This window comes from Pseudomonas fluorescens, assembly GCF_012974785.1.
GTDB lineage: Bacteria > Pseudomonadota > Gammaproteobacteria > Pseudomonadales > Pseudomonadaceae > Aquipseudomonas > Aquipseudomonas fluorescens_BT.
The window spans coordinates 2,002,833-2,017,099 of the sequence record NZ_CP027561.1 but is presented as its reverse complement, the minus strand read 5'-3'; the positions used below and the strand labels follow the sequence as shown (position 1 = coordinate 2,017,099).

10 protein-coding genes are annotated in these 14,267 nt (G+C 62.3%); 6 read left to right on the top strand and 4 right to left on the bottom strand.

The features are described from left to right. Window positions 1-4 precede the first annotated feature (4 nt). The gene (locus C6Y56_RS09110) at window positions 5-349 is read right to left on the bottom strand and encodes a YggL family protein (RefSeq protein WP_085711916.1); all 345 of its coding nucleotides are present in this window, start codon (window positions 347-349) and stop codon (window positions 5-7) included. Window positions 350-582: 233 nt separating this feature from the next. Between C6Y56_RS09110 and dacB the strand changes: the two genes are divergently transcribed. After that, window positions 583-2,043, top strand: a complete 1,461-nt coding sequence (dacB, locus tag C6Y56_RS09105) for a D-alanyl-D-alanine carboxypeptidase/D-alanyl-D-alanine endopeptidase (RefSeq protein ID WP_169429570.1) — start codon at window positions 583-585, stop codon at window positions 2,041-2,043. A 115-nt stretch (window positions 2,044-2,158) separates the two neighbouring features. Here the strand turns inward: dacB and C6Y56_RS09100 are convergent, their stop codons facing one another. Together C6Y56_RS09100 and rlmKL are read right to left on the bottom strand one after the other, a co-directional pair. Beyond that, the gene (locus C6Y56_RS09100) at window positions 2,159-4,543 is read right to left on the bottom strand and encodes a sensor domain-containing diguanylate cyclase (protein ID WP_169429569.1); all 2,385 of its coding nucleotides are present in this window, start codon (window positions 4,541-4,543) and stop codon (window positions 2,159-2,161) included. A 144-nt stretch (window positions 4,544-4,687) separates the two neighbouring features. Next, window positions 4,688-6,958: a bifunctional 23S rRNA (guanine(2069)-N(7))-methyltransferase RlmK/23S rRNA (guanine(2445)-N(2))-methyltransferase RlmL gene (rlmKL, locus tag C6Y56_RS09095; protein ID WP_169429568.1), complete on the bottom strand. Its 2,271-nt coding sequence runs from the start codon at window positions 6,956-6,958 to the stop codon at window positions 4,688-4,690. Window positions 6,959-7,488: 530 nt separating this feature from the next. On the opposite strand from rlmKL, the gene rmf reads away from it, so the two are divergent. Then, window positions 7,489-7,704 (top strand): ribosome modulation factor, encoded by a 216-nt coding sequence (rmf, locus tag C6Y56_RS09090; protein WP_003223300.1) that lies wholly within the window; start codon window positions 7,489-7,491, stop codon window positions 7,702-7,704. Window positions 7,705-7,842: 138 nt separating this feature from the next. Here the strand turns inward: rmf and C6Y56_RS09085 are convergent, their stop codons facing one another. Next, window positions 7,843-8,862, bottom strand: a complete 1,020-nt coding sequence (locus C6Y56_RS09085; RefSeq protein WP_169429567.1) for a quinone-dependent dihydroorotate dehydrogenase — start codon at window positions 8,860-8,862, stop codon at window positions 7,843-7,845. A 222-nt stretch (window positions 8,863-9,084) separates the two neighbouring features. Between C6Y56_RS09085 and C6Y56_RS09080 the strand changes: the two genes are divergently transcribed. From C6Y56_RS09080 to C6Y56_RS09065, 4 genes are all read left to right on the top strand, one after another. Next, window positions 9,085-10,296: a CmpA/NrtA family ABC transporter substrate-binding protein gene (locus tag C6Y56_RS09080; protein ID WP_169429566.1), complete on the top strand. Its 1,212-nt coding sequence runs from the start codon at window positions 9,085-9,087 to the stop codon at window positions 10,294-10,296. 15 nt (window positions 10,297-10,311) lie between these two features. Further along, the gene (locus C6Y56_RS09075; RefSeq protein ID WP_007916390.1) at window positions 10,312-10,887 is read left to right on the top strand and encodes an ANTAR domain-containing response regulator; all 576 of its coding nucleotides are present in this window, start codon (window positions 10,312-10,314) and stop codon (window positions 10,885-10,887) included. 220 nt (window positions 10,888-11,107) lie between these two features. After that, a complete protein-coding gene (locus C6Y56_RS09070; protein ID WP_169429565.1) occupies window positions 11,108-12,319 on the top strand; it encodes a nitrate/nitrite transporter in 1,212 nt (403 codons plus the stop codon). Window positions 12,320-12,326: 7 nt separating this feature from the next. Next, window positions 12,327-13,997, top strand: coding sequence for a bifunctional protein-serine/threonine kinase/phosphatase (locus tag C6Y56_RS09065; protein WP_169429564.1), 1,671 nt, complete (start codon window positions 12,327-12,329; stop codon window positions 13,995-13,997). The last annotated feature ends 270 nt before the right edge of the window (window positions 13,998-14,267 follow it).

Here is a 14,267-nt window from a genome sequence, read left to right as displayed (position 1 = left end):
TGCATCACTTGGCCGCGTTGATCGGCTTTTCCGGATACCAGACGTCCAGCAGCGGACTGATTTCAGTAGTGGTCAGCTCGGAGCGGGTTTTCAGCCAGGCTTCAACGGCAGCGCGCTGCTCTTCGGAAACCGAGCCACGCTTCTGCAGGCAAACCAGACCGAAGTCTTCGCCGCCGACATAGCCCAGACCGTTGGCTTCCATGGCTTCTTTGATGAATGCTTCGAGGAAAGCGTCAATGGCTTCTTCGGACAGGTCTTCTTTGAAGCCCAGGTTCAGTTCGAAACCCAGCTCTTGAAATTCATCGACGCACAGTTTTTTGCGCAGACGCTGGGAACGGTTAGTCGCCATTGGAACAATCCTCTTAAGTAATAACGGCCGGCACTTTACCAGTTTAAGGCGGCGATTGCCCGCCTATCCGGGACGTGCGTACGACCGCCCGTAAAAAAATAACCCATCGGGCCCCTTAGGAAAGGCACAAGCTGTTACACCTTGGGGCATAATGCCGACACTTTCATGACCACTGAGGGCCTTTTCATCCATGTCCTCGTCTTTTTCCCCTCGGCTGTAGGGTTTTATTTCATATGATCAAATCGTTGCGTCCTCTGCTCCTGGCCGGCCTTTTTCTCCCCCTGGCCCTGCCGGTCTGCGCTGCCACCATCAACACGTCCCTGACACCCAACGTCGAAAAAGCCCTCAAGGCCAGCAAGCTGCAGCCAAGCGCCCTGTCGCTGGTGATGGTACCGCTGGAGGGTCCGGGCACGCCGACCGTGTACAACGCCGACGTGTCGGTCAACCCGGCCTCGACCATGAAACTGGTGACCACCTACGCCGCACTGGAAATGCTCGGCCCCAACCACCAGTGGAAAACCGAGTTCTACACCGACGGCGACCTGAGCGGCGGCATCCTCAACGGCAACCTCTACCTCAAGGGTGGCGGCGATCCAAAGCTGAACATGGAAAAACTCTGGCTGCTGATGCGCGACCTGCGCGCCAACGGCGTGACCCAGGTTACCGGCGACCTGGTGCTGGACCGCAGCTTCTTCATACAACCGCAGCTACCGGAATTCAATGATGACGGCAATGACGAGAACAAGCCGTTCCTGGTCAAGCCGGACTCGTTGCTGGTCAACCTCAAGGCCCTGCGTTTCGTGGCCCGCAATGACGGCGGCCGGGTGCTGGTTTCAGTAGAACCGCCGATTGCCAGCATCAAGATCGAGAACACCGTCAAGGCCCTCAACTCCAAGCAATGCACCGGTGGCGTGCGCTACAACCCGGTGACACAGGCCGATGGCAGCGTGACCGTGACCGTTGCCGGTCAGTTGGGTGAAGGCTGCAGCTCGCAGACTTATCTGTCGCTGCTCGACCACGCGACCTACACCGCCGGTGCCGTGCGGGCGATCTGGAAGGAACTGGGCGGCAGCATCCAGGGCAAGGATCGTCTGGCGCCGACGCCAAGCAGCGCCAAAGTGCTGGCCCGCGCCTTCTCGCCGGATCTGGCGGAAATCATCCGCGACATCAACAAATACAGTAACAACACCATGGCTCAGCAGCTGTTCCTGAGCCTGGGCCAGAAATTCCGCAACGAAGCCGATGGCGATGATGCCAAGGCCGGGCAACGGGTGGTGCGCCAGTGGCTCGCGAGAAAAGGCATCACCGCGCCGCATCTGGTCATGGAGAACGGTTCCGGCCTGTCCCGTGCCGAGCGGGTCAGCGCCCGGGAAATGGCCGCGATGCTGCAGGCTGCGTGGCACAGCCCTTACGCTGCCGAGTACATCAGCTCGCTGCCGATTGCCGGCATGGACGGCACCATGCGTAAACGCCTGAAGACCACCGCCGTGCGCGGTGAAGCCCACGTCAAGACCGGCACCCTGAATACTGTGCGCGCAATCGCCGGTTTCAGCCGCGACGTCAATGGCAACACATGGGCCGTGGTGGCGATCCTCAACGACAAGGCGCCTTTCGGTGCATCGTCGGTGCTGGATCAGGTGCTGCTGGATCTCTACAAACAGCCGCGAGCGACGCAAACCGCTTCGGTCTTGTAAGCACACCACAAAACACTGTGGGAGCCAGCCTGCTGGCGATGGCGGAGTGTCAGTCACTGGATCATTGACTGAACTGAAGCGATCGCCAGCAGGCTGGCTCCCACACGTTTAGTGCCTAGTTCATCTGCCGCTCGACCCGATCCCGCCCGCCCTGCTTCGCCGCATAAACCCCTGAATCCGCCCGCAACAACAGCGAATCAGCGCCCTCCCCCGGCCGCCAGCTGGCAATCCCGAAACTCGCCGTTACCACACCGACCACATCCACCGGCGCCCCGCGCAGGCCTTGCCACAACTCCACGGCCAGCATGTACGCATGATCACCGTCGATGTCCGGGCACAGCACCATGAACTCTTCGCCGCCCAAGCGACAGAACACGTCGGTACGCCGCAGCCGATGGCCGATGCGCTCGCACACCGCCTGTAACACCCGGTCGCCGACTGCATGGCCGTACTGATCGTTGATCCGTTTGAAATGATCGATATCGAGCATGATCACCGACAGTTCGCCACCTCCACGCTCGACCCGGGCCATTTCGGTCGTCAGACGTTCCTGGAAATAGCGCCGGTTGTGGATGCCGGTCAGTGAATCGGTCACCGACAGTGCGCGCAGTTCTTCCTCCACGCGCTTCAGGTCGGAGATGTCCGAGATGTAGCCATGCCAGAGCACGCCACCGCCCGGCAGTTCCTCCGGGGTCGCTTCGCCGCGCACCCAGCGCAGGCCACGCTCTGGCAATTGCACGCGGTACTCCTCGCGCCACGGGCTGAGGTTATCCGCCGAGGCACGGATCGACTTGCGCACGCGGCTGACATCCTGCGGATGAATCCGGGTAAAGATGGATTCGGCATTGAGCAGCAGCACGTCAGGTTCCAGCTCGTAGATCTCACGGATGCCCTCGCTGGCGTAGATCACGCTGAAGCTCCCGTCGAATTCCATCTTGAACTGATAGATGCCGCCGGGAACGTGAGCACTGAGTTTCTTCAACAGCAGGTCCCGCGCCGCCAGCGCTTCGTGTACGCGCTTGCGTTCGGTGATGTCGATGCAGATCGCCAGGTGCCCGACCCACAGCCCCTGCTCGTCCAGGACTGGGGTGGCCAGCATGTTCACCGGCAGATGACTGCCATCCTTGCGCACCAGCGTCCACTCGCGCGCCTCATGCCCGCCGACTTCGCCGCCCTCCACCAGCATCGCCTGGCAGGTCGGGATGGCCTTGCCATAGCGGGCGCTCAGCTCCGCCGCACGGGTGACCAGCTCCCGGGGGAAATGCAGGTTTTCCAGCGTCATGTGGCCGATGACCTCGGCGCTGCCGTAGCCCAGCATCTGCTCCGCACCGGGATTGAATGTGTTGATTACACCGCGCAGGTCGGTGGCGATGATCGCCACTTGCGTCGCCGCGTTAAGCACCCCGCGCAGCTGGCCGTGGGTGCCCCGCAGTTCCTGCTCGCGCTCATGCAGCTCCTGAGTGCGCAACTCGACCATGCGCAAGGCCCGCTGACGCTGACTGACCAGCACATACAGCAGCGCACTGAGCAGCAGACTGAGCAAGCCACCCAGAATGACCACACTGCCGACCGACGAATGGTTAGCCTGCAAAAAAGCCTCGCTGGGCGAGATATCGACCTGATAGTCATGGTCGGCCATGCGCACCAGCCGCGTGGTCGACAGATCGCTGGGCGCCGGATCATTGGTCGACTCGAACAGCACCTCATGCTGGTCGTTGGTGGACAGATCGAGGATGCGCACCGAAAGGTAGTCATGAGGGGGATCCGGCAAACCGTCCGCCAGCAGCTGACGCATACTGATGACGGCCATCACGTAGCCGTATGATCTGGGTTCGCCTTCGCGCAGCACCGGCGCCACCAACAATACGCCGCGGGCGTAAGCCGGCTCGATACCCACCAGATGCATTGGCTGCGACACTGCCAGGCCGCGAAGCTGGTCGGCGCGCTCCAGAGTGGTGCGGCGCAACGGTTGTGCCAGCAGGTCGTAACCCAACGGCGAGCCGAGCCGGCTCTGGGTCTGGCTGTACAACACCACCACGTATTCATCCCGGGCCGCGGCCAGTTGCAGCTCGCCGCGGGCATTGAGTTCGCGCACGCTGAAGGTGCTCAGGCCTTCGTCACGCACCCGCTGCTCGAACGCGGCGCGCTCGGCACCGCTCACCCGCAAGGCGAACGAATAGGCCTGGGTGCGCAGCAATAAAGGATGGGTGTAGCCGTCGAATTCGGCGCGGGACACCGATTCAGAGTTGGCGAAGAACCGGCGCAGGCCGTCGAGGCGTTGCTCCTGATCCTGAAAACGTTCTTCGATGCGGCTGTAGCGCTCATTGGCCAGCAATTGAAAACGCTGGCGCAACTGGCTGTGAAACTGATTGAGGGTGGCCCAGGCCAGCAGCCCCGTGAGAATCCCGCCGGCGAGCAATACCAGCAGCGCGACCAGCCAGGCCGAGACTTCTTCGCTGATGAAACCCAGGATCTTTGGGCGCACGGGGTGCAACGACATATGGGCCACTCACTACGCCAGTACTTGCGGGATAACCCCGTTGGCCGTGAGTGAGTTATAGCTATTAGCCACTAATTTGGCTAGCTCTGATGGGATCCAAGAGCCTTAAAAATCAAGGCTCTGTGGATCCAACTGCTCAGAGTGTCAACGGGCCGTGATTTTCCAGGCGCGGTGGATCTTGCCGTTGCGGGCGAAATCCGGGTCGATGGTGCTGGCGGTGATTTCCTCGACCGCATAACGTTCGGCCAGGTTGTCTTCCAGCTGGAACTTGCGGAAGTTGTTGGAGAAGTACAACACGCCGCCGCTGGCCAGTCGGGCCATGGCCAGGTCGATCAGTTGTACCTGGTCACGCTGCACGTCGAAGATCCCTTCCATGCGCTTGGAGTTGGAGAAGGTCGGCGGATCGATGAAGATCAGGTCGTACTCTTCCCGGCAGTTTTCCAGCCACGCCATCACATCGCCCTGCTCCAGACGGTTCTTGTCGGAGAAGCCATTGAGCGACAGGTTGCGGCGCGCCCAGTCGAGGTAGGTTTTCGACAAGTCGACACTGGTGGTGCTGCGCGCGCCGCCCTTGGCTGCGTGCACACTGGCGGTCGCGGTGTAGCAGAACAGGTTGAGGAAGCGCTTGCCGGCGGCCTCTTTCTGAATCCGCATGCGCATCGGCCGGTGATCGAGGAACAGCCCGGTGTCGAGGTAGTCGGTGAGGTTGACCAGCAACTTCACGCCACCCTCGGTCACTTCATTGAATTTGCCTTGGGCAGCCTGACGCTCGTACTGCTTGGTGCCGCTCTGCCGCTCGCGGCGCTTGACCACCACGCGGCTTTTGTCGATGTTCAGCGCCTGCGGAATGGCCGCCAGGGCGTCGAACATGCGGATCGAGGCTTTTTCCGGGTCGATCGACTTCGGCGCGGCGTATTCCTGGACGTGCACCCAGTCGTGATAGAGGTCGATGGCCATGGCGTATTCCGGCATGTCCGCATCGTAGACGCGGTAGCAGTCGATGCCTTCGCGCTTGACCCACTTGCCCATCGCCTTGAGATTCTTCTGCAGGCGGTTGGCAAACATCTGCCCGCCTTCACTCAGGCGCGGCTGCTCGATCACAGGCGCCGGGGCCGGCGTCGGTTTGATCGGGTTGCCGTTCTTGTTGAACTTGCGCTCTTGCGGCTCGTTCGGCGCCTGATCATAAGCGGCTTGCTCGCGTTCGGCCTGACGTTGCTCCGGGGTACGACGCTCGCCGGTGACGAACTGGTCCGGCAGCACTTTGATCAACAGCAGCTTGCATGGCAGCGCGCCGTTCCAGAACGAATACTGTTTGTGGCTGCGGATACCCATGCGCTTGCCCAGGTCCGGCGCGCCGGTAAACACCGCCGCTTCCCAGTTCAGGCAGGCCTGACGCAGACGCTCGCCGAGGTTCTGGTAGAGGTACAACAGACTGGCTTCATCACCCAGACGCTCGCCGTACGGCGGGTTGCAGATGACCAGACCTTTCTGGTTCTGGTCCGGGCGCGGTTCGAAGGTGGCGACTTCGCCCTGATAGATCTTGATCCATTCGCTCAGGCCGGCGCGCTCGACGTTGTTGCGGCCCGGCTGAATCAGCCGTGGGTCGGCTTCATAACCACGGATCCACAGCGGCGGCTTGGCCAGACCGGCGGCGGCGCGTTCGACGGCTTCTTCATGCAGTTTTTTCCACAGCGCCGGTACGTGACCGAGCCAGGCGGTGAAGCCCCACTGTTCGCGACGCAGGTTCGGCGCCATGTCGGCGGCGATCATGCCGGCTTCGACCAGGAACGTGCCGACACCGCACATCGGGTCAGCCAGCGCGCCACCTTCGGCGGCAATGCGTGGCCAGCCGGAACGGATCAGGATCGCGGCCGCGAGGTTTTCCTTCAGCGGCGCAGCGCCCTGCTGCAAGCGATAACCGCGCTGGTGCAGGCTGTGACCGGAGAGGTCGAGGGACAGAATCGCTTCGCCGCGATCCAGGCGCAGATGAATGCGCAGGTCCGGGTTGAGCTTGTCGATGCTTGGACGGTCGCCCTGCGGGGTGCGCAGCTTGTCGACGATGGCGTCCTTGACCTTCAAGGCGCCGAAGTGGGTGTTGTCGATGCCCGAACCATGGCCGCTGAATTCCACGGCCAGGGTACCGTCGGCCAGCATGTGATCCTGCCAGTCGACGTCGAGTACGCCGTGGTACAGGTCTTCGGCGTCTTTCATCGGGAAGCGTTTGAGCACCAGCAGCACCCGGTTGGCCAGACGCGACCAGAGGCACAGGCGATAAGCGGTTTCCATGGTCGCCATGCCACGCACGGCGGAAGTGTGCTCGCGAGCTTCTTCAAGGCCAAGCCCGACGGCTTCCTCGATGAGCAGGCCTTCAAGGCCTTTGGGGCAAGTGAGGAAGAGTTCGAAACGGTCGGACATGGTTTTTCCAGAGCCTTTGGCTGATGAACCGGCAACGCATTGCCGATCCGGTTTTCAATCAGGCGCTTTTCTACAAGAGCGCCCGCGTGGCACGAAGGTGTGCCGTTCCATCCCCGCTGCTCGGGTTAAAAGAGCTTAGATGCCGGGACAGATAAAAAAGTTGATGCAACAAAATGACTCAAAGCAACCCTTCGTCGAATAGTACCCCAGCGTAAACGTGGGTCATTCTCACTAAAGGATTAACCTCATCATCTAGCGCGGGGCCGATCATACCGGGGTTTGGCCAATGAACACTGGATAAATACGCGGTTACTTATGGCAATAGCATCTTTTTCGTTACGTCCTTATGACAAAACGGTCATTCCATCGATGTGACTCATTGGTTAGAACTGGACACAGGTTGACGTCGCAACGGCGTCAACACCTTGGCTCGCCACGCCGGCAGCGAGCCGCCAACGGCAGAGTTTTTCTGCCAGACCTCAATTGAGGTCGACGCGACAAAAACAGTCAACAAGTGAGGGAAACACCCTATGAGAAGACTTAAGCGTGATCCGTTGGAAAGAGCATTTTTGCGCGGATATCAATATGGCGTTGGTGGCAAATCCCGTGAGCTTTGCCCATTTACTCTACCGTCGGTACGTCAAGCCTGGATCAACGGCTGGCGAGAAGGACGCGGCGACAACTGGGACGGTATGACCGGCACTGCGGGAATCCACAGACTCAACGAACTTCACGCCGTCGGCTGACACAGGGCACTTATTGCGACACGACAATCTGATTTCGTAACAACCTGATCACCATGCACGTCCTTCCCGGACGGCGGGCTACGGCCCAGGGGCTCCTTCGAGGAGCCCTTTTTTATGCCTGCCTTTCATGTCCGCCGATCAGCGTTTGGCGGCGATGGCGTCCACGGATTCGCGGATCAGCGCCGGGCCCTTGTAGATGAAGCCCGAGTAGATCTGCACCAGACTCGCGCCAGCAGCGATCTTCTCGGCCGCATGCTTGCCTTCGGTGATACCGCCCGCCGCGATGATCGGCAGTTTGCCACCCAGCTCGGACGCCAGCACTTTCACGGTGTGGGTGCTCTTTTCACGCACCGGCGCGCCGGAAAGGCCACCCGCCTCGTCGCCGTGTTCCATGCCTTCGACGCCCACGCGGCTGAGGGTGGTGTTGGTGGCGATCACCGCGTCCATCCCGGTTTCGATCAGCGCCTGGGCGACTTGCGCGGTTTCCTCGTCGGTCATGTCCGGCGCGATCTTGATCGCCAGTGGTACATGTTTGCCGTGACGCAGGGCCAGTTCGGCGCGGCGCGTGGCCAGGTCCGCCAGCAATTGCTTGAGCGAATCGCCGAATTGCAGGCTGCGCAGGCCCGGGGTGTTCGGCGAGCTGACGTTGACCGTGACGTAGCTGGCGTGGGCGTAGACCTTGTCCAGGCAGATCAGGTAGTCATCCACCGCGCGCTCGACCGGGGTGTCGAAGTTCTTGCCGATGTTGATCCCCAGCACGCCTTTGTATTTGGCCGCCGCCACCCGCGCCAGCAGGTTATCCACACCGAGGTTGTTGAAACCCATGCGGTTGATGATCGCCTCGGCTTCCGGCAGGCGGAAAATCCGTGGTTTCGGGTTGCCCGGCTGCGGACGCGGGGTCACGGTGCCGATTTCGACAAAACCGAACCCCAGCTGGGCGAAGCCGTCGATGGCCGCGCCGTTCTTGTCCAGACCGGCCGCCAGACCCACAGGATTCGGGAACTGCAGGCCCATGACAGTCACCGGCAGCGACGCCGGCGCCTTGCACAGCAAGCCGTTGAGGCCCAAACGCCCGCCCGCGCCGATCAGATCCAGCGACAGATCGTGGGAGGTTTCCGGGGAAAGTTTGAACAACAGCTGACGGGCCAGGGTGTACATGGACGGCTATGACTCGGGCGGCGAAAAGAGGCGGCGATTATAGCCGGGCATCGCCCCGCCGCGCGAGGCGCACGGGTAAATCGGTGCGCATGGCATATGCCTTGCACCTTCCTCGGCATCAGCCTGCAGGCCAATGGTGGCGTGCAGGCAAGGACAATGGCGTCGTCTCTCGGTTTTGCGCGGGCAAAGCCTGGGACGGCGTTTTTTTTGAGGGTGGCTTTCATGACTCAAACCTCCGCCGGGCCGCTGGCCTGGGTCAACGGCAGCGATGCCCCGGAAAAAAGCGCGATCAACCTGGGCTTCATGGCCCTGAGCGACTGCGCCTCGCTGGTGGTCGCCGCCACCCAGGGCTTTGCCCAGCCTTACGGCCTGACCCTGAACCTCAAGCGCCAGAGTTCCTGGGCCAACCTGCGGGACAATCTGGTCAGCGGCGAACTCGATGCCGCCCACAGCCTCTACGGCCTGATCTACGCGGTGCACCTGGGCATCGGCGGCGTCGCGCCGACCGACATGGCGGTGCTGATGGGCCTGAACCAGAACGGTCAGAGTCTCAACCTGTCCCACGGTTTGCAGGGCCTGGGCGTGACCGGTCCTGAAGCGCTGCACCACCATGTGCACCAAACCCGCGCAAAACTGACCTTCGCCCAGACCTTTCCGACCGGCACCCATGCCATGTGGCTGTATTACTGGCTGGCGAGCCAGGGCATTCATCCGTTGCAGGATGTCGACAGCGTGGTCGTGCCGCCGCCACAAATGGTTGCGCACCTGCAGGCCGGTCGCATCGACGGTTTCTGCGTCGGCGAGCCGTGGGCCGCCAGCGCCGTGCAACAGAATCTTGGCTTCACACTGGCCACCAGCCAGACCATCTGGCCCGATCACCCGGAAAAAGTTCTCGGCTGCACCCGCGCCTTCGTCGAGCAATACCCCAACACCGCCCGCGCGCTGGTGATGGCGATCCTCGAAGCCAGCCGTTTCATCGAAGAGAGCCCGGAAAACCGCCGCAGCACCGCCCAGTTGCTGAGCGCAGCGGAATACCTCGACGCCCCGGTGTCCTGCATCGAACCGCGCTTTCTCGGCGACTACGACGACGGCCTGGGCAATCGCTGGCAGGACCCGCACGCCCTGCGCTTTCATGGCGATGGCGCGGTAAACCTGCCTTACCTGTCGGACGGCATGTGGTTCATGACCCAGTTCCGCCGCTGGGGTTTGCTGCGCGATGACCCGGATTACCTCGCCGTCGCCCGGCAGGTGCAACAACTGGAGATCTATCGCGACGCGGCGACTGCCGTGGGCGTCGCGGCCTGGGGCAAAGACATGCGCAGCAGCCAGTTGATCGACGGCAAGATCTGGGACGGCAGCGATCCGGCCGCCTATGCCCGGAGCTTCAAGCTCCACGCGCTGAGCGACAGCGCGCCCCTTCTCGCCCAGCGCTGACAGGAGACCGCGAACATGCTGCGCATTCTGCTGATCAACGACACCGCGAAAAAAGTCGGGCGCCTGAAAGCCGCGCTGACCGAGGCCGGTTTCGAGGTGATCGACGAGTCGGGCCTGACCATCGACCTGCCGGCGCGCGTCGAAACGGTGCGTCCGGACGTGATCCTGATCGATACCGAGTCACCGAGCCGCGATGTGATGGAACAAGTGGTGCTGGTCAGCCGCGACCAGCCCCGGCCGATCGTGATGTTCACCGACGAGCACGACCCCGGCGTGATGCGTCAGGCGATCAAGTCCGGGGTCAGTGCCTACATCGTCGAGGGCATTCACGCACAACGCCTGCAGCCGATTCTCGACGTGGCCATGGCCCGTTTCGAGAGCGATCAGGCCTTGCGCGCCCAGCTTCAGGCCCGCGACCAGCAACTGGCCGAACGCAAGCGCATCGAACTGGCCAAGGGGTTGCTGATGAAAATGAAGGATTGCAACGAAGAAGAGGCCTACACCCTGATGCGCCGCCAGGCCATGAGCCGCCAGCAGAAACTGATCCAGGTCGCCGAACAGATCATCGCGATGAGCGAATTGCTTGGCTGAGCTGGCACAGATCTCGCTAAGCAATCGCTACAGGTAACCAACGGCGGTTGCCCCACCCACGACAAAGACGTCGCTCACCTTCTTCGCCCCTTTCGGCGATCCGGGTAGCGGCGTTTTTGCGTTTTGGCCCCATTGACCGGGGCCGGTGGTGCGGCCGTGGCGGCGCCCCACTGTGCTGGTTCTGATTCCTTCCCGAGATTCTCTACCGCTGAGGTGCGCGATGAATAAAAGCTTCTGGAAATCCGGCCACACCCCGACCCTGTTCGCGGCCTTCCTGTATTTCGATCTGAGTTTCATGGTCTGGTACCTGCTCGGCCCTCTGGCGGTACAAATCGCCGCTGACCTGCACCTGACCACCCAACAACGCGGCCTCGTGGTGGCCACGCCGATTCTGGCCGGCGCCGCGCTGCGCTTTGCGATGGGCATGCTTGCCGATCGCCTGTCGCCGAAAACCGCCGGGCTGATCGGCCAGGTGATCGTGATCTGCGCGCTGTTCGGCGCCTGGAAACTCGGCATCCACAGTTACGAACAAGCCTTGTTGCTTGGCCTGTTCCTCGGCATGGCCGGCGCTTCATTCGCCGTGGCGCTGCCGCTGGCCTCGCAGTGGTATCCGCCGGAGCATCAGGGCAAGGCGATGGGCATCGCCGGCGCCGGCAACTCCGGCACCGTATTCGCGGCGCTGATCGCCCCGGTACTGGCAGCGGCGTTCGGCTGGAGCAACGTGTTCGGTTTCGCCCTGATTCCGCTGATCCTGACCCTGGTACTGTTTGCCTGGCTGGCGAAAAACGCGCCGGAGCGGCCAAAGGCCAAATCCATGGCTGACTACTTCAAAGCTCTGGGCGACCGCGACAGTTGGTGGTTCATGTTTTTCTACAGCGTCACCTTCGGCGGTTTCATCGGCCTGGCCAGCGCCCTGCCCGGTTACTTCAACGATCAATACGGCCTGAGCCCGGTCACCGCCGGTTACTACACCGCCGCCTGCGTGTTCGGTGGCAGCCTGATGCGACCGCTGGGCGGCGCGCTGGCTGACCGTTTCGGCGGGATTCGCACCTTGCTGGCGATGTACACGGTGGCGGCGGTCTGCATTGCAGCGGTCGGATTCAACCTGCCCAGTTCCTACGCGGCGCTGGCGCTTTTCGTCTGCACCATGCTCGGTCTTGGCGCGGGTAACGGCGCGGTGTTCCAACTGGTGCCACAGCGCTTTCGCCGGGAGATCGGCGTGATGACCGGGCTGATCGGCATGGCCGGCGGCATCGGCGGTTTTGCTTTGGCGGCGGGCATGGGCGCGATCAAACAGAGCACCGGCAGCTATCAACTGGCGCTGTGGTTGTTCGCCAGCCTTGGCGTTTTGGCGTGGTTCGGCCTGCATGGGGTCAAACGTCGCTGGAGAACCACCTGGGGTTCGGCGGCCGTGACCGCCGCCCGGGTCTGAGGCCCGCATGGCACTGCGACTGAGCTTCGCTGAAGCCAGCGCCACCGGCCCCCGCGCGGAGAATCAGGACGCCTTGCGCCTGGTCACTCCGGCCCCGGCGCTGGCCGCCAGCAAGGGTTTCCTGTTCGCCATCGCCGACGGCGTCAGCCAGTGCGCCGATGGCGGTCTGGCTGCGCGCTCGACCTTGCAGGCGTTGGCGCTGGACTACTACGCCACCCCGCAGACCTGGAGCGTGGCCCAGGCGCTGGATCGCCTGTTGCTCGCGCAAAATCGCTGGTTGCAAGCCAATGGCGGTGGCCAGCCGTTGCTCACCACCGTCAGCGCGCTGGTCCTGCGCGGCAGGCGCTTCACGCTGGCGCATGTGGGGGATTGCCGGGTCTATCGCTGGCATGCCGACACCCTCCAGCGCATCACCGAGGATCACGTCTGGGAACAACCGGGCATGCAGCACGTGCTCAAGCGCGCACTGGGGCTGGATCAGCATCTGGTGCTGGACTTTCTCGACGGCGAACTGCGTGAAGGCGAAAGCTTCGTGCTGCTCAGCGACGGTGTCTGGGCCGCGCTCGGCGACACGGCCATCGCCGGGATCCTGCGTGATCAACCGGATCTGCACAGTGCGGCACAAACGCTGGTCAACGCCGCGCATCTGGCCGGCGCCCAGGACAACGCCAGTGCCTTGCTGGTGCGGGTGGATGCCGTGGGGGAAGCGAGCATCGGCGATGCGCTGATTCAGTTGCAGCAATGGCCGCTGCCCCCGACGCTCAAACCGGGTCAGACCTTCGAGGGCTGGCAGGTGCAAGGCATCGTCGGCCAAAGCCAGCAATCGTTGCTGTATCGCGTCCTCGATGGCCAAGGACAGGCGTGGCTGTTGAAGACCTTGCCCCCACGGCTGGCGGACGATACCCACGCAGGTCAGGCACTGTTGGCGGAGGAATGGTTTCTCAAACGCGTGGCCGGGCGACATTTCCCTGAAGTCCATAGCGCCAGTCAGCGTCAGCATTTGTACTACGTGATGCGTGAATATTCGGGGATCACCCTCGCGCAGTTGTTCGAGCGAGCCGGCCCACTACCCCTGGCTCAGTGGCAGGACGTGGCCGAACGCCTGTTGCGGGCCGTCGGCCTTCTGCATCGGCGGCAGATTCTGCACCGCGACATCAAACCGGAGAACCTGCTGCTGGGGGACGACGGCGAGTTGCGTTTGCTGGATTTCGGTCTGGCGTATTGCCCCGGTCTTTCGCAGGACACGCCGTCGACGCTGCCGGGAACCCCGAGCTATATCGCACCGGAGTCCTTTCGAGGGGATGCGCCCCAGGCTCGTCAGGATCTGTATGCGGTGGGCGTAACCTTGTATTTCCTGCTCACCGGGCATTTTCCCTACGGAGAAGTCGAAGCCTTCCAGCGTCCGCGTTTCGGGCTGCCGGTGAGTGCGGCTCGTTATCGGCCGGATCTGCCGGAATGGCTGGCGCAGTGTCTGGAACGTGGTGTCTCGACTGACCCGCTGCAACGCTATGAAACCGCTGAAGAATGGCTGCTCACGCTGGAACAGGGTGAACGCCGCAGCCTGAATGTACGTCCTCGTCCCTTGCTCGAGCGGGAGCCGCTGAAGGTCTGGCGGACACTGGCGCTGCTGGCGCTACTGGGCAATCTGGTGCTGCTGTTTCTGTTGTTTCATGGCTGATCCGACGCTCCATTAGCGAGCAGACTGCTTCCATTCAGTGCAAAAACCACAATGAACATCTGGCCAATTCCAGCCCCACCCCAATGAATTCGTGTCTGAGCGCGAATTGGCACAACCACTGCATTAACGTTTCCAACTGACATAAAGCCCGACCTTCAACGACGAAGGCCAGGCTTCCCGAGAGAACGGGACAAGGACAAAGGCGTCCTCGCTAGGTAACTGGCGGGACGCCTTTTTTGTTTGCGCCATTTTGTCGAGCAAGGCCTGACT

What these genes read in the sequence shown, in the direction of transcription:
- C6Y56_RS09110 (WP_085711916.1), bottom strand. Translation starts at nt 349, where the DNA reads ATGGCGACTAACCGTTCCCAGCGTCTGCGCAAAAAACTGTGCGTCGAT.
- dacB (WP_169429570.1), top strand. Translation starts at nt 583, where the DNA reads ATGATCAAATCGTTGCGTCCTCTGCTCCTGGCCGGCCTTTTTCTCCCC.
- C6Y56_RS09100 (WP_169429569.1), bottom strand. Translation starts at nt 4,543, where the DNA reads ATGTCGTTGCACCCCGTGCGCCCAAAGATCCTGGGTTTCATCAGCGAA.
- rlmKL (WP_169429568.1), bottom strand. Translation starts at nt 6,958, where the DNA reads ATGTCCGACCGTTTCGAACTCTTCCTCACTTGCCCCAAAGGCCTTGAA.
- rmf (WP_003223300.1), top strand. Translation starts at nt 7,489, where the DNA reads ATGAGAAGACTTAAGCGTGATCCGTTGGAAAGAGCATTTTTGCGCGGA.
- C6Y56_RS09085 (WP_169429567.1), bottom strand. Translation starts at nt 8,862, where the DNA reads ATGTACACCCTGGCCCGTCAGCTGTTGTTCAAACTTTCCCCGGAAACC.
- C6Y56_RS09080 (WP_169429566.1), top strand. Translation starts at nt 9,085, where the DNA reads ATGACTCAAACCTCCGCCGGGCCGCTGGCCTGGGTCAACGGCAGCGAT.
- C6Y56_RS09075 (WP_007916390.1), top strand. Translation starts at nt 10,312, where the DNA reads ATGCTGCGCATTCTGCTGATCAACGACACCGCGAAAAAAGTCGGGCGC.
- C6Y56_RS09070 (WP_169429565.1), top strand. Translation starts at nt 11,108, where the DNA reads ATGAATAAAAGCTTCTGGAAATCCGGCCACACCCCGACCCTGTTCGCG.
- C6Y56_RS09065 (WP_169429564.1), top strand. Translation starts at nt 12,327, where the DNA reads ATGGCACTGCGACTGAGCTTCGCTGAAGCCAGCGCCACCGGCCCCCGC.